21 protein-coding genes are annotated in these 25,022 nt (G+C 53.5%); 16 read left to right on the top strand and 5 right to left on the bottom strand.

Translation table 11 applies throughout. The annotated features are described in order from the left end of the window. The first annotated feature begins 6 nt into the window (after window positions 1–6). The 3 genes from N7268_RS20005 to N7268_RS19995 all read left to right on the top strand — a co-directional run bounded on the left by N7268_RS20005 (window position 7) and on the right by N7268_RS19995 (window position 4,879). Complete coding sequence (locus N7268_RS20005) at window positions 7–2,286, top strand: fimbria/pilus outer membrane usher protein (protein ID WP_260864702.1); 2,280 nt, start codon at window positions 7–9, stop codon at window positions 2,284–2,286. A 19-nt stretch (window positions 2,287–2,305) separates the two neighbouring features. After that, on the top strand, window positions 2,306–3,274 hold the full coding sequence (locus N7268_RS20000) for a spore coat protein U domain-containing protein (protein WP_260864186.1): 969 nt from the start codon (window positions 2,306–2,308) through the stop codon (window positions 3,272–3,274). 330 nt (window positions 3,275–3,604) lie between these two features. After that, a complete protein-coding gene (locus N7268_RS19995; protein WP_260864185.1) occupies window positions 3,605–4,879 on the top strand; it encodes a Glu/Leu/Phe/Val family dehydrogenase in 1,275 nt (424 codons plus the stop codon). A gap of 51 nt (window positions 4,880–4,930) precedes the next feature. Here N7268_RS19995 and N7268_RS19990 read toward each other — a convergent pair whose 3' ends face one another. Next, window positions 4,931–5,752, bottom strand: coding sequence for a hypothetical protein (locus N7268_RS19990; RefSeq protein ID WP_260864184.1), 822 nt, complete (start codon window positions 5,750–5,752; stop codon window positions 4,931–4,933). Between the two features lie 360 nt (window positions 5,753–6,112). Between N7268_RS19990 and dhaK the strand changes: the two genes are divergently transcribed. The 10 genes from dhaK (at window position 6,113) to N7268_RS19940 (ending at window position 17,799) form a co-directional block, all read left to right on the top strand. Then, the gene (gene dhaK / locus N7268_RS19985) at window positions 6,113–7,183 is read left to right on the top strand and encodes a dihydroxyacetone kinase subunit DhaK (RefSeq protein WP_260864183.1); all 1,071 of its coding nucleotides are present in this window, start codon (window positions 6,113–6,115) and stop codon (window positions 7,181–7,183) included. Between the two features lie 11 nt (window positions 7,184–7,194). Continuing rightward, entirely contained in the window at window positions 7,195–7,827 is a 633-nt protein-coding gene (gene dhaL / locus N7268_RS19980) for a dihydroxyacetone kinase subunit DhaL (protein ID WP_260864182.1), read from the top strand. A 10-nt stretch (window positions 7,828–7,837) separates the two neighbouring features. Continuing rightward, window positions 7,838–9,268: a dihydroxyacetone kinase phosphoryl donor subunit DhaM gene (gene dhaM, locus N7268_RS19975; RefSeq protein WP_260864181.1), complete on the top strand. Its 1,431-nt coding sequence runs from the start codon at window positions 7,838–7,840 to the stop codon at window positions 9,266–9,268. A 172-nt stretch (window positions 9,269–9,440) separates the two neighbouring features. Beyond that, window positions 9,441–11,153: an alpha,alpha-trehalase gene (locus N7268_RS19970; RefSeq protein ID WP_260864180.1), complete on the top strand. Its 1,713-nt coding sequence runs from the start codon at window positions 9,441–9,443 to the stop codon at window positions 11,151–11,153. A 209-nt stretch (window positions 11,154–11,362) separates the two neighbouring features. After that, the gene (locus N7268_RS19965; RefSeq protein WP_260864179.1) at window positions 11,363–12,385 is read left to right on the top strand and encodes an ABC transporter substrate-binding protein; all 1,023 of its coding nucleotides are present in this window, start codon (window positions 11,363–11,365) and stop codon (window positions 12,383–12,385) included. A gap of 20 nt (window positions 12,386–12,405) precedes the next feature. Continuing rightward, window positions 12,406–13,371, top strand: coding sequence for a FecCD family ABC transporter permease (locus N7268_RS19960; protein WP_409929223.1), 966 nt, complete (start codon window positions 12,406–12,408; stop codon window positions 13,369–13,371). Next, entirely contained in the window at window positions 13,368–14,129 is a 762-nt protein-coding gene (locus N7268_RS19955; protein ID WP_260864177.1) for an ABC transporter ATP-binding protein, read from the top strand. Before N7268_RS19960 ends, N7268_RS19955 begins: the two co-directional genes overlap by 4 nt. Before the next feature lie 9 nt (window positions 14,130–14,138). Continuing rightward, window positions 14,139–14,951, top strand: a complete 813-nt coding sequence (locus N7268_RS19950; RefSeq protein WP_260864176.1) for a class I SAM-dependent methyltransferase — start codon at window positions 14,139–14,141, stop codon at window positions 14,949–14,951. Beyond that, window positions 14,948–15,814 (top strand): ModD protein, encoded by an 867-nt coding sequence (gene modD / locus N7268_RS19945; RefSeq protein ID WP_260864175.1) that lies wholly within the window; start codon window positions 14,948–14,950, stop codon window positions 15,812–15,814. The genes N7268_RS19950 and modD overlap by 4 nt, the downstream gene beginning before the upstream one ends. 14 nt (window positions 15,815–15,828) lie before the next feature. Next, a complete protein-coding gene (locus N7268_RS19940) occupies window positions 15,829–17,799 on the top strand; it encodes a TonB-dependent receptor plug domain-containing protein (RefSeq protein WP_260864174.1) in 1,971 nt (656 codons plus the stop codon). 47 nt (window positions 17,800–17,846) lie between these two features. Here N7268_RS19940 and N7268_RS19935 read toward each other — a convergent pair whose 3' ends face one another. Further along, complete coding sequence (locus N7268_RS19935; RefSeq protein WP_174360505.1) at window positions 17,847–18,101, bottom strand: GlsB/YeaQ/YmgE family stress response membrane protein; 255 nt, start codon at window positions 18,099–18,101, stop codon at window positions 17,847–17,849. A gap of 201 nt (window positions 18,102–18,302) precedes the next feature. Here N7268_RS19935 and N7268_RS19930 point away from each other — a divergent pair, with 201 nt between their 5' ends. After that, complete coding sequence (locus N7268_RS19930) at window positions 18,303–19,037, top strand: flagellar brake protein (protein ID WP_260864173.1); 735 nt, start codon at window positions 18,303–18,305, stop codon at window positions 19,035–19,037. 11 nt (window positions 19,038–19,048) lie between these two features. Here N7268_RS19930 and emtA read toward each other — a convergent pair whose 3' ends face one another. Further along, window positions 19,049–19,660, bottom strand: a complete 612-nt coding sequence (gene emtA / locus N7268_RS19925) for a membrane-bound lytic murein transglycosylase EmtA (RefSeq protein WP_198903961.1) — start codon at window positions 19,658–19,660, stop codon at window positions 19,049–19,051. Between the two features lie 98 nt (window positions 19,661–19,758). Here emtA and ldcA point away from each other — a divergent pair, with 98 nt between their 5' ends. Then, on the top strand, window positions 19,759–20,673 hold the full coding sequence (gene ldcA / locus N7268_RS19920) for a muramoyltetrapeptide carboxypeptidase (RefSeq protein WP_260864172.1): 915 nt from the start codon (window positions 19,759–19,761) through the stop codon (window positions 20,671–20,673). 97 nt (window positions 20,674–20,770) lie between these two features. Beyond that, the gene (locus tag N7268_RS19915) at window positions 20,771–22,504 is read left to right on the top strand and encodes a potassium/proton antiporter (RefSeq protein ID WP_260864171.1); all 1,734 of its coding nucleotides are present in this window, start codon (window positions 20,771–20,773) and stop codon (window positions 22,502–22,504) included. 61 nt (window positions 22,505–22,565) lie between these two features. Here N7268_RS19915 and dadX read toward each other — a convergent pair whose 3' ends face one another. Then, window positions 22,566–23,636: a catabolic alanine racemase DadX gene (dadX, locus tag N7268_RS19910; RefSeq protein ID WP_260864170.1), complete on the bottom strand. Its 1,071-nt coding sequence runs from the start codon at window positions 23,634–23,636 to the stop codon at window positions 22,566–22,568. A 12-nt stretch (window positions 23,637–23,648) separates the two neighbouring features. Beyond that, window positions 23,649–24,947 (bottom strand): D-amino acid dehydrogenase, encoded by a 1,299-nt coding sequence (locus N7268_RS19905; protein WP_260864169.1) that lies wholly within the window; start codon window positions 24,945–24,947, stop codon window positions 23,649–23,651. Window positions 24,948–25,022 lie beyond the last annotated feature (75 nt).

The following is a 25,022-nucleotide window of genomic DNA, read 5'->3' as shown; positions in this document are numbered from 1 at the left end:
TCCGGTATGGTTTCTGCACAAGCGCTCAATAATAACCCGACTAAAAATGGCGTTATCAGTGACGCCACCCCACTGGTGGGCGCTAATTTATATCTCGATGTGACAGTAAATGGTAATTCAGTCGGGCTGGTTCACTTTGGTTATGATCGCGAGAAACTCTACGCTGGCGCAGAAACGCTGCGGCAATTAGGTTTTCGTTTACCACCAGAAACCAGGGGAGTCGTCAGTCTGAGCGATATCGCTCAGTTGACGATTGACTACAATGTCCAGCAGCAAACACTGGCGCTCACTGCACCACTGAGCGCCCTTGACCTTGCGACGACACAACTTAACCCGATTGCAGAAGCCGCGCCGAGCGTATCGACATCGCGCGGCGCGTTGCTCAATTATGATATTTACGCGCAGCAGGGAGAAGAAAGCAGCCTCAATACTTTTAGCGAGTTGCGCGCTTTCAATGGTTCCGGGGTATTCAGTACCACCCAGCTTACGCAATACTCGACTGATGCCAATGCGGATAACACATTTGACCGACTGGATACCCAATGGCGCGCCTCGTTTCCGCAAAATATGCTGGCCGTTACCGTTGGCGATACCCTGACCAGCGCCCTTACATGGTCGCGGCCTACCCGCATCGGCGGGATCCAGATAGGCACCGATTTTGGTTTGCAGCCTTATATGCCGACCACCCCGCTCCCCGCCTATCTCGGCTCAGCGACGTTGCCCTCAAACGTTGAACTGTATGTCAACGGCGTCAAGTACTACAACGGTGAAGTCCCGGCCGGGAGTTTTCAGATTAACACCATGCCCAACATCAGCGGCGCGGGTACCGGCCAGGTGATGATGACGGACGCGCTGGGCAGAACAACGGTGCAAAATTTCTCGTTTTATAACGATCAACAGCTCTTACGGGAGGGACTGACATCCTGGTCCGCAGAGCTTGGTGTCGTACGCGAGAACTATGGTTATGACTCTTTTCATTATGCCAGCGCCCCTGTCGTCAGCGGCATCTGGCGTCGGGGATTGAGCAATACGTTCACCACAGGTGCGCATGCTGAAACCAGTGATGGGTTGATCAACGCTGGATTCAGCAACGACTGGGTACCCGGTAGCCGCAGCGGAACGCTTTCCACCGCCCTGGTCGCCAGCGTTGACGCCGGGAAAAACGGCTATTTATACAGTGTGGGTTACCGCTGGTCCGGGGATGCCTTTAATTTCAGCACCAGTACCACCGCGACCATTGGGGATTATCGGGATGTCGCAACCCATTATGGTGAACCGCCACCGACGCTCAGCAGTAACACGGTGATTGGCTATTCGATGGCGTCCGCCGGTAACATCAGCCTGAGCTATCTGCAGTTTCGGTATCCCCACGAAAGCGCAGTACGCTACGCCAACGCCAGTTGGTACAAATCCATTTCTGATACAGTCTCCCTGAATGCGGGCTTCAACCAGAATATCGATGATGAACGCGATCGTAGCCTCTATCTGATGGTAACCGTCACCGCTAGCAACAACCTCAGCGTCAGCAGCACGCTACAACGCACCAATGATGAAACCGGCTACCAGCTCAATGCCAGTCAGACACCGCCGGCTGACGGCGGATGGGGCTGGAATGTGGCGGCCAGCCAGCAGGCATCGCAACAAAGTGGTCAGGCCGAGATAGGGTATTTGGGGCGTTACGGGAAAGCCTACACCGGCTTTAGCCGCTTGCCTGATAACCACTATGGCTACGCGGGGGCGACAGGCTCGCTGGTCACCATGGGCGGCGGCGTATTCGCAGCCCGTGAAATCAACAATGGTTTTGCCGTGGTATCGACAAACGGGATTCCTGACGTTCCGGTCAAACTGCAAAATAACCTTGTCGGGCACAGCGATGATCAGGGGCTGCTATTGGTTACCTCGCTGAACAGCTACCAGAATAACCAGATCAGTATCGACCCGATGGATCTTCCCGCCAACATGCGGATCGCGCGCGTCGATGCCAATGCAACCCCTGCGGATCGCTCCGGCACACTGGTCAGTTTTGATATCACCCCCGTACGCGCGGCGCAGGTCATTCTGGTTGATTCCCGGGGTAAAGCTATCCCGGAAGGCAGTATGGCGAATGCCACCACCGGTTCGGGTCAGTCATCCATTGTCGGTTTTGACGGTATGACCTGGTTTGACACGCTGGAACCCCACAACCGCCTGCGCGTTGAGACCGAAAACGGTAGCTGCATCGTGCAGTTTGACTACCCGACCAATGCGAAAGGCATTGTCCAGATAGGTCCACTGGTGTGTCAGTAATAAGAACGGGAGGCGTTTTGTGAGGATAAGATATCTGTTACTCACCGCCGGTTTACTCGGCTGCCCCGTGATAAGCTATGCGGTGACCTGTTCGGTGAGCAACGTTCAGCCCGTCAATTTCGGTGCGGTAAATCCGTTGACGGCTACGGGCGCAACGTCATCCATGACGTTTGCCTACAGTTGTGCGAAGGAGCTTGGCGACGCCCTTGCGGGGATCAACCTCTGTTTTAATATTGGCGCCTCAAACGTCAGCGGACAGATTGCCACACGAAATATGTCATTAAGTGGAACACCCGCCAGGACGCTGAACTACCAACTTTACCAGGACGCTGGTTACAGCAAAATATGGGGCAGTCAGTATCAGTCGGGCACCACCTTCCCGATGATCCAGTTAAACCTGTTGAACCTGACGCCAGTGACCGGAACGCTGACCGTATTCGCCAGAATCACTACCCCACAAACTGCCGCTGTTCCCGGAGCCTACCAGGACAGCTATACCACGGCAACTGCGTTTGTCACCCTCAATCCCGGACTCCTCTTTCCACCGACTACCTGCGGCGATACCGTCGCTGCCAGACTTCCCTTTACGGTCTCCGCAACGGTCACGAAGCAATGCAGTATCAGCTCCGCCACGAACATTAATTTTGCCCAGGTGACCGCAAACCAGCGCAATGCAACGGCATCGAACACCGTCGGCGTCGCGTGCACCAATAACACCCCTTATACCATCGGGCTTCAGCCATCCAATGGGAATACGGCGGGCAGCGGGGTGATGAGCGGTACGGGATCCAACACCGATAAAATCCCTTATCAGCTCAGCTCGACGCCTGGACCATCCGGGACGGTATGGGGCAATACCTCGCTCAATAATGTGCCCGGAACCGGCACCGGTTCCACCGCGGCTTATTCGGTTTATGCCACCGTTCCCAGCGCAAACTATACCCCGGATAACTACGCCGACACCGTCACGATCGCCGTCACCTACTGACACTTCACCTCATTACTAAAAAACAACAAGATAATGAACAAAGTATTATCATATTTTTTACTTTTAGAGGTGTGTCATAAATCTGACAAATAGGTAATTTAAGGGTAAATGCATATTCAGTGCGCCAATCCATCAAAAAGCGCAAATAAACGCTTAATGACGAGATAATTATTCATTTCGGTTTTATTTTCGATATCAGTCCGTCCCGAATCACCCGTTTCCCGGCGAGCCAGTTCTTTGAAAAAATGTTAAATTTAAGTGTATATGGTGAGATTCACTGTATACCACGGCTAAATTAAGAACATATTACTTTTATAACTAAGGTTTATCATGGATAAGTTATCTTACGCTTCAGATAGCAGCACATCTGCCTGGAATACCTACCTGCAACAAATCGAGCGTGTGGCCCCTTACCTGGGCGAACTTTCCCATTGGGTGGATACCCTGCGTCACCCAAAACGCGCCCTGATTGTCGATATTCCGGTTCAAATGGATGACGGTAGTATCCGCCATTTCGAAGGATATCGCGTGCAGCACAACCTCTCCCGAGGCCCAGGCAAAGGCGGTGTGCGTTATCATCCTGATGTTGATCTTAATGAAGTGATGGCCCTGTCTGCATGGATGACCGTCAAATGCGCAGCACTGAACCTGCCGTACGGCGGTGCTAAAGGTGGCGTTCGCGTTGATCCGTTCTCGCTGTCTGAAGGTGAACTGGAGCGTTTAACCCGCCGCTATACCAGCGAAATCGGCATTATCATCGGGCCACAGAAAGATATTCCTGCGCCAGATGTCGGTACCAACGGCAAAGTCATGGCGTGGATGATGGATACTTACTCCATGAACCACGGCACCACCGTGACCAGTGTGGTCACCGGTAAACCTATCCACCTCGGCGGTTCGTTAGGCCGTGATAAAGCGACCGGTCGCGGTGTGTTCGTCAGCGGTCTGGAAGTTGCCCGCCGTGCCAATATCACCGTTGAAGGCGCTCGCGTGGCGGTACAAGGTTTTGGTAACGTGGGAAGTGAAGCCGCTCGCCTGTTCGCCAGCGCTGGCGCTCGCGTTGTGGCGATCCAGGATCATACCGCGACGCTGTTTAACTCCACCGGTATCGACATGGCCGCACTCACCGCCTGGCAGCTGGAGCACAAACAAATTGCTGGCTTCCCGGGTGCAGAAACCATCGCCAGCGAATCCTTCTGGAGCCTGGAGATGGATATTCTGATCCCTGCCGCGCTCGAAGGCCAAATTACCCGCCATCGTGCAGAAATACTGACCTGTAAGCTGGTTCTCGAAGGCGCAAACGGCCCGACGTACCCGGATGCAGACGACGTGCTGGCAAGCCGTGGCATCATCGTCGTCCCTGACGTTATTTGTAACGCCGGTGGTGTAACCGTCAGTTACTTCGAATGGGTTCAGGACATGGCGAGCTTCTTCTGGAGCGAAGAAGAGATTAACAATCGCATGGATAAAATCATGACCGATGCCATGGTGCACGTGTGGGAGAAAGCGGCAGAGAAATCCTGCTCCCTGCGTACCGCAGCCTATATCGTGGCTTGTGAGCGTATTCTGCTGGCACGTAAAGACCGCGGTATTTATCCGGGGTAAGAGCGTCATCTGCCTTGTCAATAAACCACCTGCTCTGCAGGTGGTTTATTCTTATTCCTCTTTTTTTGCCGTCTCTTTTACGCGGTAATTACATGTTTCAAGCTCAAAATAATGTTGTTTACCGATAATGCGTGCCACTAATACATGGTCATCATCAATAAGCGCCCCACGCGTTTGCTTCGCTAATGTACAAGGTGATTTCTCATACATTTCCAGATTAAAAACAATCTTCGTCGCCGCATCGCGCATAAAAGCGGAGTAAGCATTCAGCGCATGGTGAGACACGCTATAGATGAATCCGCAAAAAATAGCAAAACTGATAAACTGAACCAAACGCGTTACAACCATAAACCGCATGGTTTCTTGATTATCTATCATATCCGGCAGTAAAAATCGCTTCATCTCGTGATTAAATATGAAGTAATAGAACATCGATAAAGGTAACACCACTAACCATACCCCAAATAAAACGCCCATGATAAGCGAAAAAATAAAGGGAATGGTGAGTATTGATAATATGATTATACTATTAGTAAATCGTGTAGGTTCAACACCAATAACATCATTGATCACCTGACCAGAAATAGAAAATGCCAGTGCGGTACACAGGCTAAACATGAGAAGTATCACACCTTTTCCCAGCAATGTTGCATAAACTTTCTTATATATCGCCAAAAAATCATGGAATATTGCCAATGCCCACAACATTATCGTAATAAAGAAAAATCCGCGTGTTATATCGCTATAGCCAGAAATAAGATGAGAAAACTTATACAAGCAAACAAATAGCAAAACATTAATATACATCTTTTGAGAGGTATTTAAGCTGAAATAAATTTCTCTTACGACTTTTATTTTAGATTCTTGTTCCATAACAACTCCTTGTAATTAACATCGAAATACTAGCATAAGTAACCACCGCCTAAACGCATCCATATTTCTCTTCCCAAACTATTGTTGTCAGCCTCAGACGTCAGCATTCTTCGCAAAATCTTGCCCAACCTCTCATTTCCGCTGATTAATGCACCACAGCGTTCCAATATGGAACATTACATACCATGAATGTTCCATATTGGAACGCTCACTCAGTCAATTTTCTTTTGACTACCCTCGTGCACAATAAACCTTATCGGCAGCGAGAGGTCGCCGTGGCGCTGTACAAACCGATACCCTACATCAGATGTCTGCCGGATCTTTTGCAGTCATCTCAGGACTGTCTGCGGAGCATAACAAATGAAAAAATTGATCAACCGTGTTGAAGACGTACTGAATGAACAACTCGCCGGTCTGGCGAAAGCTTACCCTTCCCTTGCACTGCATCAGGACCCGGTGTACGTCACTCGCGCAGATGCGCCGGTGATGGGCAAAGTCGCCCTGCTTTCCGGTGGCGGCAGCGGGCACGAACCTATGCACTGCGGGTATATCGGTCAGGGCATGCTCTCCGGTGCCTGCCCGGGTGAGATATTCACCTCACCGACACCTGACAAAATGTTCGAATGCGCCATGCAAATTGACGGTGGTGAAGGCGTCCTGCTGATCATCAAAAACTACACTGGTGACATTCTTAACTTCGAAACAGCAACCGAGCTGTTGCATGAAAGCGGCATAAAAGTCACCACCATGGTGGTGGATGATGATGTCGCGGTGAAAGACAGTCTGTATACCGCTGGCCGCCGGGGTGTCGCCAATACCGTGTTGATCGAAAAACTGGTTGGCGCGGCCGCAGAACGCGGAGATTCACTGGCAGCGTGTGCGGCACTCGGTCGCAAACTGAATAATCAGGGGCATTCCATTGGCATCGCCATCAGTGCATGCACCGTACCTGCCGCTGGCCAGCCTTCCTTCACATTGCAGGACAATGAAATGGAGTTCGGCGTGGGGATTCACGGGGAACCGGGAATCGATCGCCGTGCTTTCTCCTCGCTGGATCAGACCGTGGATGAGATGTTTGACACCCTGCTGGAAAACGGCAACTACAGCCGCACGCTACGTCATTGGGATAACGTCCAGGGCGCATGGCAGGAAGGCAAAGAGACCAAACGGGCGTTACAAAGCGGGGACCGCGTCATTGCGCTGGTCAATAATCTCGGCGCAACACCGCTGTCCGAACTCTTTGGCGTGTATAACCGCCTTGAGAGCCGCTGTCAGGATGCAGGCATCATTATCGAACGCAATCTGATCGGCTCTTACTGTACCTCTCTGGATATGGCTGGCTTCTCAATCACCCTGTTACAAGTGGATGACGAAACGCTGAACTTATGGGATGCACCGGTTCACACCCCTGCGCTCAATTGGGGTAAATAAGGAGATTCATGATGTCCCTCAACAGAACACAAATAGTTAACTGGCTCTACCGTTGCGGTGAAATCTTCACCACTGAGAGTGATTTTCTCACGGGTCTGGATCGGGAAATTGGCGATGCCGATCACGGTCTGAATATGCATCGTGGCTTCAGCAAAGTGGTCGAAAAACTGCCGTCCATTGCGGATAAAGATATCGGCTTTATTTTGAAAAATACCGGGATGGTGCTGCTCTCAAGCGTCGGGGGAGCCAGCGGCCCGCTGTTCGGCACCTTTTTCATCCGCGCCGCACAGGTCACCCAGGCGCATCAGAGCCTGACCCTTGAAGAACTTTATCAAATGATACGTGATGGCGCTGAAGGGGTCATTAGCCGTGGTAAAGCCGAACCGGGTGACAAAACCATGTGTGATGTCTGGGTGCCAGTTGTGGAGTCGTTACGCCAGTCCTGCGAGCAAAAGCTGACCGTCCAGGCCGCGCTGGAGGCCGCCAGTGCGCAAGCGGAAGCTGCCGCGCAAAGCACCATTACGATGCAGGCCCGCAAAGGTCGCGCCAGTTATCTTGGCGAACGCAGTATTGGGCATCAGGATCCCGGCGCAACATCGGTGATGTTTATGGTGCAAATGCTGGCTCTGGCATCCAGAGAGTAAGGATAAGGCAATGGTAAACCTGGTTATTGTGTCTCATAGCGCTCAGTTGGGCGAAGGTGTCGGCGTATTAGCCCGACAGATGTTAATGGGCGATGGCTGTAAGCTGGCGATTGCCGCAGGCATTGACGATCCCGAAAACCCCATTGGTACCGATCCAATTAAGGTGATGGAAGCCATTGAGTCAGTCGCGGATACGGATCATGTGCTGGTGATGATGGATATTGGCAGTGCGTTACTGAGTGCGGAAACCGCGCTGGAATTGCTCGATCCTGCGATTGCCGCCAAAGTCCGCCTGTGCGCAGCACCACTGGTTGAAGGTACGCTGGCGGCGACAGTCAGCGCTGCCGCAGGTGCTGATATCGATCGGGTCATCAATGATGCCATGAATGCCCTCAACGCGAAGTATGAGCAACTGGGTTTACCTTCTTCATCCCCGGGGGAAAACGCACCCGCGTCATTATCACCCGATGCGGATGCCCGTTCGGTTGCCGTGGTGGTGAAAAATCACAACGGCATACACGTTCGTCCGGCCTCAAAGCTGGTCTCCACCCTGTCTGGCTTCAACGCCGACATGCTGCTTGAGAAAAACGGCAAATGCGTCGTCCCGGACAGCCTTAATCAAATCGCCTTGTTGCAGGTGCGCTGTAATGACACGCTGCGATTAATTGCCAAAGGTGAGCAGGCCGACGAAGCGCTGACCGCGTTCAAACAGCTTGCCGCAGAGAATTTTGGCGAGTCTGTAGAAGTGCCGCACACGGATAACAACGCAAGCCAGGCGCCCGCTCAGGCGACAGGCGAAGCCTTTTGCTATACCCCTGTCTCGCCACACATCACCACTCTGTCAGCCACAAATGAGCAGGATGAACAACAGCGGTTACAGGCCGCGATACGTCACACACTGGACGATCTGAACGGTTTGACTGCGCTGGCGGAAGAGAAATATTCCGCCGATATCGCCGCCATCTTCTCAGGTCACCACACGCTGTTAGACGATCCTGAACTCTATGATATGGCCTGCGAGTTGATCCGTGAAAAGCAGTGCAGCGCCGCGTATGCATGGCATAGCGTTCTGAGTGAACTGAGCCAGCAGTATCTGCAACTCGACGACCCTTATTTGCAGGCGCGTTATATCGATATTGACGATTTGCTGTCCCGCACCCTCAGGCATTTGGCGGGAGAACATGCGCAGATACCGACGTTTACACGCCCGACCATCCTGGTTGCGGATGTCATTTATCCGTCAACGGTACTGCAACTTGATCCGCTAACCCTCAAAGGGATTTGCCTGCGCCACGGAAGCGAAGCGTCACATTCCGCCATCATTGCCCGCGAAATGGGTATCTGCTGGATTTGCCAGCAAGGCGAGGCGCTCAACACCATCCAAAACGGTGACACGCTCACCCTCGACGGGGTTGCGCACCGGTTGGTTTGCACGGGCTAATCTTTCCCGCACACCCTTTCGTTGCAAAGGGTGTGCAAGGGTCCACCAGACCGACGGAAATGTCTGTTTGTTCGCAAAATGGGGTCTCGATCACGCGCAACGGCCGATCCTGAACTAAGGTTTTCTCATGGTAAATGCCGCAGCTTCGGCACGCCGCTAAGGAGATTAACCGATGATAACGCCAGCAATTCGCCATCCTGGCCTGCTCTCTGTTGCAATAAAACTGACGTTCGCAAGCACCCTTTTCGCCTTTACCTCTTTTGCCGTCAACGCTGAAGAATACCCCGCCAACACACCGCAGCCCCCGGATATTCTGCTTGGCCCTCTGTTTAATGATGTGCAAACGGCAAAACTGTTCCCTGATCAGAAGACGTTTGCAGATGCCGTGCCTAACAGCGATCCATTGATGATCCTCGCCGATTACCGGATGCAGAAAAATCAGTCAGGTTTCGATTTACGCCATTTTGTGGACGTAAACTTTACCCTGCCCAAAGCGGGTGAGAAATATGTACCGCCTGCCGGGCAATCGCTGCGTGAACATATTGATGGGCTGTGGCCGGTGTTAACTCGCTCGACAACCGATGCCGAAAAATGGGACTCGTTGCTGCCGCTGCCTGAACCGTATGTGGTGCCCGGTGGACGTTTTCGCGAAATTTATTACTGGGACAGCTATTTCACCATGCTGGGGCTTGCCGAAAGCAACCACTGGGATAAGGTCTCTGATATGGTGGCGAACTTCGCTTACGAGATCGACACCTGGGGACACATTCCGAACGGTAACCGAACCTACTATCTGAGCCGTTCTCAACCGCCGTTCTTCGCCTTTATGGTCGAACTGCTGGCGCAGCATGACGGCAACGACGCGCTGAAAAAATACCTGCCGCAGATGCTCAAAGAGTACACCTACTGGATGGAAGGTGTCGACGTGCTGCAACCGGGTCAACAGAATAAGCGCGTCGTCAAACTCGACGACGGTACCATTTTGAACCGCTACTGGGATGACCGCGATACGCCAAGGCCGGAGTCCTGGGTTGAAGATATTGCTACCGCCAAAAGTAACCCAAATCGCCCCGCGACGGAGATCTACCGTGACCTGCGCTCAGCCGCAGCCTCTGGCTGGGATTTCAGTTCGCGCTGGATGGATAACCCCAACCAGTTGAGCACCCTTCGCACCACCAGCATTGTGCCTGTCGATCTCAATGCGCTGCTGTACAAAATGGAAAAAATGATCGCGCTTGCCAGTAAAGCCGCAGGCGACGATGCCAAAGCCACTCAGTACGAAGGCTTCGCCAGAGCCCGCCAAAAAGGGATCGAAACCTGGCTGTGGAACGACAAAGAAGGCTGGTACGCCGACTATGACCTGAAGAGTCACAAAGTACGTAATCAGTTGACGGCCGCTGCGCTGTTCCCGCTGTATGTCAATGCTGCGGCCAAAGATCGCGCCACTAAAGTTGCAGGAGCAACCCAGACGCATCTGCTGCAGCCTGGCGGTCTGGCAACCACCTCGGTCAAAAGCGGCCAACAGTGGGATGCCCCAAATGGCTGGGCGCCACTCCAGTGGGTCGCAACGGAAGGGTTGCAAAATTATGGTCAGGATAACGTCGCCATGGACGTGACCTGGCGGTTCCTCACGAACGTTCAGCACACGTATGACCGGGAGAAAAAGCTGGTTGAGAAGTATGACGTGAGCACCACAGGCACCGGTGGGGGTGGCGGTGAGTATCCGCTGCAGGACGGTTTTGGCTGGACCAACGGCGTGACGTTAAAAATGCTCGATCTGATTTGCCCCAAAGAAAAGCCTTGTGACAGCGTGCCGTCTACGCGCCCGGTTGCCGCCCACTCAGCGCCTGCTGAACCCCAAAAGCAGACTCAGCCGACCCCTTAATGCTCGCGCTAACATCATTACCGCTTCCATAAATCCGCGTATCGACGCGGATTTTTCTTTGTCACCTTTGCGCTTTGCACTGTCTCCATTGCCTATAGTACTTACGGGTTACCTTGCGTTTTCATCGGTGTGAAATTGATTCTGAACATGTTTTATTTCGTTATATATGTAAATATATAGCGAATTTAGCCCTTTTCAGGATGAATATCATGCCACTCACAAGACGGATGTTTGCCCAGCTCGTGGCATCTGCGCTGTTATTACGCCAACTTCCAGCCTTTGCCCAACCTCCGCGTACCGTTGCCATTGGCACATTGCCGCAGCCTGATGCGATTCAACATATTGTCAGCGCCGGAGCGCCAGCCGATATGTTACTGCTGGCCGCCGCACCTGAAAAACTGGTGGGGTTTTCCTCCTTCGATTTCTCCCGTCAGGTAGCTATTCCTTTTGTTGACGATATCCGCACATTGCCAAAGCTGGGGAGACTGGCGGGTCGCGCCAGTACCCTGTCACTTGAGACATTGCTAACGCTGAAACCCGATCTGGTCATTGACTGTGGGAATGCAGATGAAACCTGGCTTTCTCAGGCAAGGCAAATTAACGCACAAACGCAAATCCCGTGGCTGCTGATTAACGGTGAGCTTCGACAAACCCCAGAACAGCTGCATGCCGTAGGTAAAGCACTGGGGACAGAAACACGTACCGCCGCGCAAGCCAGGCTTGCCCGTCAATTTATTGAAGAAGCCGATACTTTTTCGCGTACGCCCGCCGCGAAGCGACGTTTTTATGCCGCACGCGGTGCCAGAGGACTGGAAACAGGATTACAAGGTTCATTGCATACCGAAGCCGCAGAGCTCCTGGGGCTACACAATGTCGCGAAGATCCCCGGACGACAAGGATTGACGCAGGTATCAATGGAAAATCTGCTGAGCTGGCAGCCTGATATTATCCTGGTGCAGGATGCGACGACTGCGCAGTACCTGCAAGAAGATCCTGTCTGGCAAGGGGTTAAGGCCGTTGCCGACAAACGTATCCTGTTCCTCAGCGGCCTGCCGTTTGGCTGGCTGGATGCGCCTCCTGGCATCAACCGTTTGCTGGGGCTACGCCGCCTCCACGCCTGGCTGGATCCTCACGTGAATGCCCGCTTTAAACAGGATATGCAACGCTATTCACAGTTGTTCTGGCATACCACGCTAATCGACTCACAGTATCAAAGACTGGTGATGGCCTGATGAAAACGTCCACCCTCAGTATGCTGATGATTGTGGCCGCCGTGCTTTGCGTTACTGTGGCTGCGGTTTCTGGGGCATATCGTCTGGATACCCAGCACGTGATTGCCCTTGTGATGAGCCAGGATAGCGTCACGGCTCAGGATAAAATCGTCTTCTGGCAGATTCGTCTGCCGCGTATCCTGGCCGCCCTACTGCTGGGTGCGGCGCTGGCGGGAGCAGGTACAACCTATCAAGGTATGTTCCGTAATCCACTGGTCTCGCCGGATATTCTTGGCGTTGCGGCGGGCGCGGGCTTAGGAGCCTGTTCGGCCATCCTGCTGGGTTTACCAATCCTGTATATTCAGTTGTATGCATTCGCAGGAGGCTTGCTGGTCGTGGCGGGCGTCTGGCTCATCACCCGCCGGGTCACCCGCCACGATCCGGTGTTAACGCTGGTCCTGGTCGGGATTGCGTTGGGCACGGCGTGTGGCGCGGGTATCTCACTTATCAAAACGCTGGCTGACCCCTATACCCAGCTTCCCTCAATTACCTTCTGGCTGCTCGGTGGTTTATCCACCATTACGTTACATGACCTGTGGTTTTCTGCTCCGTTGATCCTGGCGGGTTCGGTTCCTCTGTTACTGCTCCGCTGGCGAATGAATCTGCTTACGCTCTCAGATGATGAAGCGCGTTCGTTGGGCATTAATGTTTCTCGTCTGCGCCTTGGACTGATAGTTTGCGCCACGCTCATGACCGCCTGTACCGTCGCCATTGCCGGAATTATTGGCTGGATTGGCCTGGTTGTACCGCATATCGGCAGGCTCCTCACCGGTAATAATCACCAGCAGTTACTCCCCGTCTCTATGGGCATTGGCGCTATTTTGCTGCTGCTCACCGACACCCTCGCGCGTACCCTCAGTAGCACGGAAATTCCGCTTGGGATCCTGACTGCGTTTATTGGCGCCCCCTTCTTTTTGTTGCTTCTCCTGCGAGGAGGCCGTCCATGACACTGCTGATCGTACGCCGTGCTTCACTGGGATACGCCCCCCAACACCCCGTGTTACGCAATGTTTCGTTCAACGTGCCTGAGGGCTCAATTTGCTGCCTTCTCGGCGCTAACGGGAGCGGTAAAACAACGCTGATGCGTACCCTGCTGGGCGTTATTCCACCGCTCCAGGGCAGCATTTTGCTGGATGGTGTCGCGGTGAACACGCTTAGCGAGCGAAAACGCGCTGGTACTATTGCCTGGGTTCCACAGGCGCACAACGGCGTTTTTGCTTTCCGCGTTCTGGATATGGTGATGATGGGACTTGCCCCGCAACTGGCGGCATTTGCAGTCCCTGGCATCAAAGAACGAGCAATTGCACATCAACAACTGGCGCTGCTCGACATTCCCCATCTGGCCGAGAGACGCTGGAACACGCTGAGCGGAGGAGAACGCCAGTTAGTCTTGATCGCCCGTGCGCTGGTACAGCAGCCACGTCTTCTGTTGCTGGATGAACCGGCATCCAGCCTCGATTTTGGCCATCAGATCCGCCTGCTTGATACGCTGATGACGCTGAAAAAAAGCGGCATGGCCTTGCTGATGTCCACTCACCACCCACTGCATGCGCGCGCCATTGCCGACAGCGTGTTGCGCGTCGAACCCGATGGTCTCGTATCACAAGGGCATCCCGAACAACAGCTCACCGCCGAACGCCTGGCAACGCTGTACCGCGTGACGCCCTCACAAATCCATCACCACCTCTTTGGGTCTCAACATTAAGGAATAACAATGCTCATTGACGACATTGATTTTGCTGACCTTTACCGCAAGCAGCTGCTTCTGGCGAACAGAACCGAGAAAAAACCAGAACACTGGGATAAGCGTGCGGAAAAAATGGCAGAAAATTGCGCCTCATTAACCGACAGTTATCTGCAACAACTGGTAGAAAAAATCGACCTCACAGGTGTTGAGTCACTGTTTGATATGGGCTGCGGCCCTGGCACTGTTTCACTGGCATTGACAGACAAGATACCGACGATATACGGCGTGGACTACAGTCCCGGAATGTTGAGCGTTGCCGCCCGTCGCGCCGGACAAATGAAAACCCATTATGTGCAATGGGTACAACGTTCCTGGGAAGAGCACTGGGATGATTTACCGCAATGCGACATTGCCGTGGCCTCCCGTTCAACGCTGGTCGCAGATATGCGCCAGGCGATGACCAAACTGAATAATCAGGCACGACTGCGGGTTTACACCACCCATCTCGTCAGTTCCTCTTTTGTCTCTCCCACTGTTCAGCGCGCCCTGGGGCGTGAGGTGATTGAACTGCCCAACTATATCTATGCGTTAAATGTCTTGTATCAGATGGGCATCCACGCACATGTGGATTTCATCCGCGGCCCTAACTGTCAGCAGGACAACAGCACCTGGTCACGTTTTCTGGAAAACGTACGCTGGAGCATGGGGGAGCTCAGCGCTGAGGAGATCGAACGCCTGGACCACTGGTATCAGCAGCAGGATCCCCGCGCTATTGCCCCTGCCAGTCGTGACTGGGCGCTTATCTGGTGGGACAGCGTCCCCAGGGAGGCACTGCGATGATCTACTTTTCGCAGGCGCAAATCGACGCACTGCTGTTGGAAGATATTCAGGGTGGCGATCTGACAACCCGGGCGTTGGGTATTGGCACACAGCCAGGCGTCATGGAGTTTTATCATCGCAAAGGCGGGTGCGTCAGTGGCACCGCCGTAGCCAGACAAATGCTCATCTCATTAGGGTTGACCGTCACCGATCTTCTGGTGGATGGCGAGCAGGCGAACACCGGACAGCGACTGGTTCGCGCATGTGGCAACGCGGCGGCGCTGCATCAGGGCTGGAAGGCGGTACAGAATGTGCTGGAATGGAGTTGCGGCGTATCAGACTATCTCGACAAGATGTTGACCCTTGCCCGCAGCCGTTATCCCGAAGCACAGATAGCCTGTACCCGCAAAGCCATTCCCGGCACCCGAATGCTGGCCACGCAAGCGGTACTCGCCGCTGGAGGCATTATCCACCGCGGAGGATGTGCCGAAACCGTACTGCTGTTCGCGAATCATCGCCGTTTTCTGAGTGATGAAAGCGACTGGACGGCGGCCATTACGCAATTGCGCCGCCAGGCACCGGAAAAGAAAATTGTGGTCGAAGCCGATACGCCTGCGCAAGCGCTGGCTGCGCTACACGCCGCGCCTGATGTTTTGCAGCTCGACAAATTTACCCCCGTTCAGGCTGCAGAAATTGCACGTCAGGCACCTTCTCTGGCCCCCCATTGCACGCTGGCGCTGACTGGCGGCATTACCCTCGCCACTCTGGCGAGTTACCTCGATTGTGGCATCAGACTCTTTATCACTTCCGCGCCTTACTACGCCCCACCCGCGGATATCAAAGTTACCCTGAGCCCGGACGCACGCGGTATTCAACATTCATAAATGGACTGAAAATAATGAATTTCAACAAGAGTTGTCTTTACACGGCGCTGTCGCTTGCTTTCACACAGAGTGCTTTTGCCGGGCAGGAAAGCGAAACCATGACCGTCTGGTCCAGCCCGGCTTCCGCCGCAACAACCACGGTTCTCGGCCAGGAAACAATACAGCAACTGGATAAACAGAATGTGGCACAAGCGCTGAGCGTCGTCCCCGGCGTGGTGCTGCAAAAATCGGGTAACCGCAATGAGCAACAGGTGAAAGTACGCGGTTTTGACAGCCGTCAGGTACCGGTATTTTTCGACGGCGTGCCGATCTATATCCCCTACGACGGTAACCTCGATTTAGGCCGTTTTCTCACCTCTGATATCGCTTCTGTGGAAGTTTCCAAAGGTTATTCTTCGCTGTTGCAGGGTCCAAACCAGATGGGCGGAGCAATCAATATCACCACGAAAAAGCCCATGAAACCCATTGAAGGGGGTCTGGGATATCGTCAGGGTTGGAGCCGCAGCAAAGACAACGCCCACGATATGCACGCTTCATTTGGTGCCAGCAACGATCTTGGATATATCCAGCTTAGCGGTAGTCAACTGAAACAAGATTTTCTTGGTTTACCCCACGGCGTGGATAACCCCGTAGCGGGCAGCAACGGCAAGATGATCAATTCATCTGCCGATGATAAGCGTGGCATCGTGAAGCTGGGTTTTACCCCGCGTGGCGATGATGAATATGTCCTGACGTATATTAATCAGGACGGCGAAAAAGATAATCCGCCCTACGCCGGAACCAGCAGCCAGAAATCACGTTACTGGCAATGGCCGCAATACGATAAAGAGAGTTATTACTATCAGGGCACGACCCATCTGGGCGATCGCTTTACGCTAAAAAGCCGTCTGTACCGTGATACTTTTGAAAATACACTGATGATGTACAACTCCCTTGCTGATTTAAAAAATAAGAAAGGCAGCTACAGTCATTATTCTGATTACAGTGATGGTGCAGGGTTGCAGCTTTCCGCCGATATGCGCGAGAACGATCTGCTTTCCTTTGCTGTTAACTGGAAAGATGATGTTCATCGCGAAAAAGGCGCGCCAAACGCGGCTTACGATCGCTATGAAGACCGCACCTGGTCTGCGGCCAGTGAATACCAGTGGGCGGCAGCAGACAATGTCGATGTGGTAGCAGGAATAAGCTACGACTGGCGTGACAGTCTGGAAGGGATGAAGCACGAGAAAAATGGCAGCATTACCCATTATGACGATAACAACCAGTCAGCCTTTAACTGGCAGGTAATGACGAAATATCACTTTGAAAATACCGACACATTAGCGCTGTCTTACTCTGACAGAACGCGGTTTCCCACGCTGAAAGAGCGCTACACGACCTCAAAACCGGCCTATAACCAGGTTGCGCTGGTCAATCCACAGCTAAAACCTGAACGCGCCCGCAGCGTAGACCTTACGTGGAACGGTTCATTCAGCAAAGCGTGGGGATTCGAAGCCAGCGTATATTACAACCGCATTACCGACGCGATTCTTTCACACAATATTGATGCCGATACTATCCAGAACCAAAACAGCGGTCAGGTGGATTACACCGGCCTGGATGTGGGCGTCAAAGGTAAAGTCTTTGATATGCTGGATGTCGGATTAAGTTACGGCCTCATTCATGCTGATGCCAAACGCAGTGATATCGGCAAGATAACCGACCTGCCAACGCAAACGCTCACCGCCTGGATGACTCTCAAACCGTGGGATCCGCTCAGCATTACACTCTCTGAAGAGGCTCGTTCCTCCAGCTACAGTAATACCGATGGTTCACAAAAAGCGGGCGGCTTCGCCATTACGCATTTACGCGCGGACTACACCCTCGGCCATGGGTTCAGCATTAATGCGTCGGTGAATAACGTATTTGATACACACTACGCGTATAGCGAAGGATTTATTGAAGAAGGCCGCAATTACTGGGCGGGAGTAGAGTATACGTTCTAACGACCAGCTATTCAGAGAAGTAAACGGCCCCCGTAGGGGCCGTTCTGTTAATCTCGGCGCACAAGCCGGAAAATGCCCAGCACGAGAATCGCGCCGACGACAGCCACCAGGAAACTGTGGAGATTAAATCCGCTGATATCACCGCCAATACCAAACATCGTTGCCAGCCATCCACCGACGACGGCCCCGACAATCCCGAGAATGCAGGTCAGGATAAACCCACCGCCATCACGTCCCGGCATAATCAGTTTGGCAATAACCCCTGCAATGAGACCAAAAATAATCCAGGCAATAATTCCCATTTTCAGGCCCTCTTTCCAGTGAACGCACACGCAAGACATTCCTGCGCCAGCAGATATAAGTATAGGCAAGCCTGGGCGTCGTGCTTTTTGTCGGCAGACTTAATTCGTTGGGTTTGGTAAAAAAATTTCATCCATTTGTATTAAGTTCCGTCGTGCGATGCCGATAATTCAACGATAACCAGCATCCAGGGGTCATTAGGTGTGAGCAACTACAATGAGCAGTTCCTGAAGCAAAATCCATTAGCGGTGTTAGGCATACTCCGGGACTTGAATAGCCAGCAGGTTCCTCTGCGCATTTCATGGGCAGGAGGACAGTTCATCAGCAAGATCCTCGCGGTTAACCCGGACGAACTGATCATGGATTTTGGCAGTCAGGAATATGAGAACCAGGCCGTGCAGCGAGCTAGCCAGATCTCGATTATCGCCGAAACGCAGGGAGCCAAAGTTGAATTCACCCTGCCGCAGCTCAAGAAAGGCGAGTATCAACGGTTGCCAGCCTTTGTCTCAGCGCTCCCGCCTACGCTGTGGTTCGTCCAGCGTAGAGAGTTTTTCCGCATCGGTGCGCCATTGCATCCGCCCTATCACTGCTCGGCAAAAATGCCGGACAACAGCCTTTTGCGTTTTCGCCTCTTCGATTTGTCGCTCGGTGGAATGGGAGCATTATTGGATGGGCCAAAGCCTGAGGGGTTAACGGAAGGGATGCGTTTTTCGCAGATTGAACTGAACATGGAGCAATGGGGGGTATACCACGTTGATGCCCAGCTTATCTCAATCAGCGAGCGCAAGGTTATCGACGGGAAAAATGAAACCATCACCACTCCCCGCCTGAGCTTACGTTTTCTCAACGTTAGCCCGGCAGTGGAGCGGCAGTTACAGCGGATTATCTTTTCACTCGAGCGCGAAGCCCGGGAAAAATCGAATAAGGTGCGCGAATAATTTCAGGATAACTACATGGCATCCAGCGCTTGCTGAAGCTTCCAGATATAGCGCGGAGCCTGTGGCGCAGGATGATTATCTGCAACATGTTCGACGAACTCATCCGCGCTGAGATCGTTGATTTTGCTGATCGCTTTTTTCCTGTCGGATGAGAATGTCCGCAGAAGCGCACCAGCGCCGTTGGCGTAAGAGACTACCAGGGCATATTGCATCACCTGCGGATCTTCAATGCCGGCCAGCGGTCCGGTTTCCAGAATACTCAGATAGGCAGCGCCCATTGAGATGTTACGCTCGGGATTTTTCAGTTCGCTGGTCGAAGGCTCACCGCTCCATCCCATACGACGATACACATCCCGTCCTGACGTGGAAGCTTTTAACTGCATCAGCCCAACCGCATTAGATTTACTGACCGCGTTCGGGTTACCGCCTGATTCAATCGCGATAATCGCCGTGATCAATTGTGGGCTGACGCCCCAGGCCGCACCGGCTTTTTCACTGATCGGCATCCATTGCATCGCGCGTTTTACCGGAACTTCGGCATTCCATGGCGGATTTTTGTAATCCTGTTTTGAGCTACAGCCCGCAAGTAATACAACCAAAAAAGCAAACCATCTCAATTTCACGTCATCTATCCTTATAGCCGGAACCTGTCGCTGAGGTGACAACGACATACCTACGCGGCATGATATACATTTGGTTTTAGTTGTAGCAAGGAAATGCCATGTCCCGGTTTCACTTAATTGCCCCTTCGGGTTACTGCATCAACCAACAAGCCGCATTACGCGGCCTCCAGCGGCTGACCGAGGCGGGTCATCAGGTCGAAAATTCGACGGTGATAGCGCGTCGTCACCAGCGTTTTGCTGGAACAGAAGCCGAGCGTCTGGCGGATGTCAATTCACTCGTTGACCTGAAAACAGCCGATACCATAGTGATGCCCGTGCGTGGCGGCTACGGTGCGAGCCGTTTGTTGGAAGATATTCACTGGCAGGCGCTTGCCACCCGCCAGCAACACAATCCGCTGCTAATCTGCGGACACAGCGATTTTACGGCCATCCAGTGCGGTTTGCTGGCGCAGGGCAATGTTGTCACCTTCAGCGGCCCGATGCTGGCGGCAAACTTCGGCTCTGAAGCGCTGAACGACTTTACCGAAGAGCATTTCTGGCGGGCGCTGCGCAATGCCCGTTTCACCATCGACTGGCAGGGACAAGGCCCGGCATGTGCGACAGAAGGCACGCTGTGGGGAGGGAATCTGGCGATGATTATTTCGCTGATGGGCACGCCGTGGATGCCCGCGATTGATAACGGTATTCTGGTGCTGGAAGACATCAATGAGCATCCATTCCGCGTTGAGCGTATGCTCCTGCAGTTGTATCACGCGGGGATTTTAGCTCGCCAGAACGCCATTATCCTCGGCAGTTTTAGCGGCAGTGCACCGAATGATTACGATGCCGGATACGATCTGGACTCCGTCTGCACATTTTTGCGCGCTAAACTGGCGATTCCTGTGATCAGCGGCCTCGATTTTGGCCATGAACAACGCACCGTTACCCTGCCTTTAGGCGCAAATGCGGTACTGAAAAATGATAAAAATGGCACTCAGCTCACCCTCTCAGGCCATCCCGTCCTGAAATCGTAAAAAAACCTGTTATCAGGGCTAAGTAAAACGCTGTTTCTGTCGTTATTATGTTAGGGTTTATTAATACGAAACAGCGTAATTCAGGAGTAACCGAACGTTGGATGCCGCAGCAATTATTAGCCTTTTTATTTTGGGTTCCGTTCTCGTCACCTGCAGTATCTTGCTCAGTTCATTCTCATCACGTCTTGGTATCCCTATTCTGGTGATATTTCTCGCTATTGGTATGTTAGCGGGCGTGGATGGCATCGGGGGAATTCCTTTCGATAACTACCCTTTTGCCTACATGGTGAGTAACCTGGCGCTGGCGATTATCCTGCTGGATGGCGGGATGCGCACGCAGGCCAGCTCCTTTCGCGTTGCCCTGGGGCCTGCGTTATCGCTGGCAACCGTCGGAGTGCTGATTACGTCCGGTTTAACCGGCATGATGGCCGCGTGGCTGTTTCATTTAGATCTTATCGAAGGGTTGTTGATTGGCGCGATTGTCGGTTCCACTGACGCCGCCGCGGTCTTTTCCCTGCTTGGCGGGAAGGGACTGAACGAACGTGTTGGCTCGACGCTGGAGATCGAATCCGGTAGTAATGATCCGATGGCGGTCTTTTTAACCATCACGCTTATCGAAATGATCCAGAATCATGAGACCGGTTTAAGCTGGATGTTCGCCGTGCATATTATTCAGCAGTTTGGTCTGGGTATCGCACTTGGCCTCGGCGGCGGTTATCTGCTTTTACAAATGATCAATCGGATTTCGCTGCCCGCCGGACTGTATCCGCTGCTGGCCTTAAGCGGCGGGATCCTCGTCTTTGCCGTGACCACCGCCCTTGAAGGCAGCGGTATCCTGGCGGTCTATCTGTGCGGATTCCTGCTGGGGAATCGGCCTATTCGCAACCGGTTTGGTATTCTGCAAAACTTTGACGGACTGGCCTGGCTCGCGCAGATCGCCATGTTTTTGGTGTTGGGTCTGCTGGTTACACCGTCAGACCTGCTACCGATTGCCATACCGGCGCTGATTTTATCGGCATGGATGATTTTCTTTGCCCGCCCGCTGTCGGTGTTCGCCGGACTGTTACCCTTCCGGGGCTTCAATCTGCGCGAACGTATTTTTATCAGTTGGGTGGGATTACGCGGCGCAGTACCGATTATCCTCGCCGTCTTCCCGATGATGGCTGGACTGGAAAATGCGCGCCTGTTCTTTAACGTCGCGTTTTTCGTGGTGTTAATCTCGTTACTGTTTCAGGGCACGTCGCTTTCCTGGGCAGCGAAAAAAGCCAAAGTGGTCGTGCCGCCTGTTGGCTGGCCCGTTTCCCGTATTGGCCTGGACATTCATCCTGATAATCCCTGGGAGCAGTTTGTTTACCAGCTCAGCGCAGACAAGTGGTGTGTTGGCGCGGCGCTACGTGACCTGCATATGCCTGAAGAGACCCGTATTGCCGCACTGTTTCGCGACAATGTGTTGTTTCACCCGTCAGGCAGTACCCGCCTGCGTGAAGGCGACGTGCTCTGTGTCATTGGCCGCGAGCGTGACCTCCCTGCCTTAGGCAAGCTGTTCAGCCAGTCGCCGCCGGTAGCGCTGGACCAGCGTTTCTTCGGTGATTTTATTCTCGAAGCCAGCGCCAAATATGCTGACGTCGCACTGATTTATGGCCTGGAAGATGGCACCGAATATCGCGATAAGCAGCAGACGCTGGGTGAAATCGTTCAGCAATTGCTGGGCGCGGCGCCGGTCGTGGGCGACCAGGTGGAATTTGCCGGCATGATCTGGACGGTTGCCGAGAAAGAAGATAATGCGGTGCTGAAGGTCGGGGTTCGTGTTGCCGAAGATGAGGATGAGTAACGCGGCGAGGGTTGCCGGGTAACGGCTGTGCCTTACCCGGCGATATAGGATACGGTAAAAGTTACACCGTCACGACTGGCACGCGCAGTGCCAGCGAACACATTAATTCGTAGCCCACCGTTCCGGCTGCTGCAGCCACATCATCAATTTTAATCTCTTTCCCCCACAGCTCCACCGGGGTGCCAATGCCGGCCTGCGGGCATGGCGTCAGATCAACGGCCAGCATGTCCATTGATACGGTCCCGACGGTACCGGTTCGAACACCGTCCACCAGCACGGGCGTGCCGCTGGGTGCATGGCGCGGATAACCGTCTGCATAACCGGTCGCCACAATCCCAATCCGCTGCTCGCCACGGGCAGTATAGCGACCACCGTAACCGACCCGGTCACCGGCTTTCAGCGTTTGCACGCCGATGATCTCGCTGTTCAGCGACATCACCGGTTTTAGCCCCGTATTGGCGATATCACGCCATTGTCCCGATGGCGATGCGCCGTACAAAATAATGCCCGGGCGCACCCAGTCAAAATGCGCTTCAGGGTGCCAGAGCGTCGCGGCTGAATTTGATAACGAACGTTTACACTCCAGCCCTTCCGCAGCCTGTTCAATGCGCGTCATCGCCTCCTGAATGCCATCCGGGTGTTCCGCATCGGCAAAATGCGACATCAACGTCATTTGCCCGACGTTAGGCATCGCCCGCAACTGTTGCCAGACCGTCGAGACCCGCTCCGGTAAAAAACCCAGTCGGTTCATGCCGCTGTTCACCTTCAGGTAAACATCGAGCGGCGCTTTCAGACGCGCGTTTTGCAGCGCTTTCAGTTGCCAGTTGCTGTGCACGCAGGTGGTCAGACGCCAGGTATCGTAGACGGTCAGGTCTTCGGCGTGGAAAAAGCCCTCCAGCATTAAAATCGGGCCTTTCCATCCCCGCTCACGCAGGGTGATCGCCTCTTCAAGATTAAGCATGGCGAAACCGTCGGTGGTGCCCAGCGCATTCCAGACGCGTTCTATACCGTGTCCGTACGCATTGGCTTTAACCACCGACCAGACGCGGGCGTTGGGTGCCGCCTGGCGCGCAATGCCTAAGTTTTGTTTCAACGCCTGCAGGTCAATGCTGGCCAGTATCGGGCGGGTCATCTCGCGTCCTTATCAGTTATGTGCGCCATGTAAATGCCGTGGACGTGATGGGGTAAATCCCGGGCTGTAACGCGCCACGCTCAGGTCTTCGTAAGGTATTGCCGGCGTGCGTCCAGAAAGAATATCGCTCAGTAACTGGCCTGAGCCACAGGCCATAGTCCAGCCCAGCGTGCCGTGACCGGTATTCAGCAGGAGATTCTTAAAGCGGGTTCTTCCCACCACTGGCGTACCGTCAGGCGTCATCGGACGCAGCCCGGTCCAGAAGGTAGCCTGTTCCACGTGACCACCACGCGGGAAGAGATCGCGCACGACCATCTCCAGCGTTTCACGACGCGGCTGTAATAACTCCGTATTGAAGCCCACAATTTCGGCCATGCCGCCGACGCGAATTCGGTTGTCGAAGCGGGTAATCGCAATTTTGTAGGTTTCATCAAGAATAGTGGAAACGGGCGCCCCGTCATCTTGCGCGACCGGAATCGTCAGCGAATAGCCTTTAAGCGGATAAACCGGGATATCCACAATCCCTTTCAGCATGGCCGTCGAGTAAGATCCAAAAGCCATCACATAAGCGTCGGCTTTAATGATTTCATCACCACACTGCACGCCATAAATCTGCTCGCCTTCGCTCAGCAACTTATCCACTGGCGTATTAAAGCGGAATTTCACTCCCGCCAGCTCGGCCATTTTCGCCAGCCGCTGAGTAAACAACTGGCAGTCGCCGGTTTCGTCATTGGGTAAACGCAGCCCGCCGGTCAGCTTGTGCGTCACTTCAGCCAGTGCCGGTTCGACTTCGGCCAGACGGTTAGCCTCCAGAAGTTGATACGGTACGCCAGCGTCTTCCAGAACGGCGATATCGCGCGTGGCATTCTCATACTGTTGAGCGGTGCGGAACAACTGTAACGTTCCGCCCTGACGACCTTCATATTCGATACCAGTGGTGGCACGCAGCGTTTTCAGACAGTCACGACTGTACTCTGCCAGACGCACCATGCGCCCTTTGTTTTCCATGTAGTGACTGGTATCGCAGTTACGCAACATTTGCCACATCCATTTCAACTGGAACTGTGTTCCGTCGAGGCGAACGGCCAACGGAGCATGGCGCTGGAACATCCACTTAATGGCTTTTAGCGGTACGCCGGGCGCTGCCCACGGTGCTGCATAGCCTGGAGAGATTTGCCCCGCGTTCGCCGCACTGGTTTCCAGTGCCGGACCGGGTTCACGATCAATGACGGTGACTTCGTGTCCAGCCTGACTTAAATACCAGGCGCTGGTCACGCCAACGACACCACTTCCCAGTATGACAACTCGCATAGCCACTCCGTTAACAGTAAAAGAACAATCATCTAATTACATCTTGATAACTCAGTTGAAAATATTATTCAACAT

The sequence above is a fragment of the Citrobacter sp. Marseille-Q6884 genome (assembly GCF_945906775.1).
GTDB lineage: Bacteria > Pseudomonadota > Gammaproteobacteria > Enterobacterales > Enterobacteriaceae > Citrobacter.
This window is presented reverse-complemented; position numbering and strand designations above follow the sequence as displayed.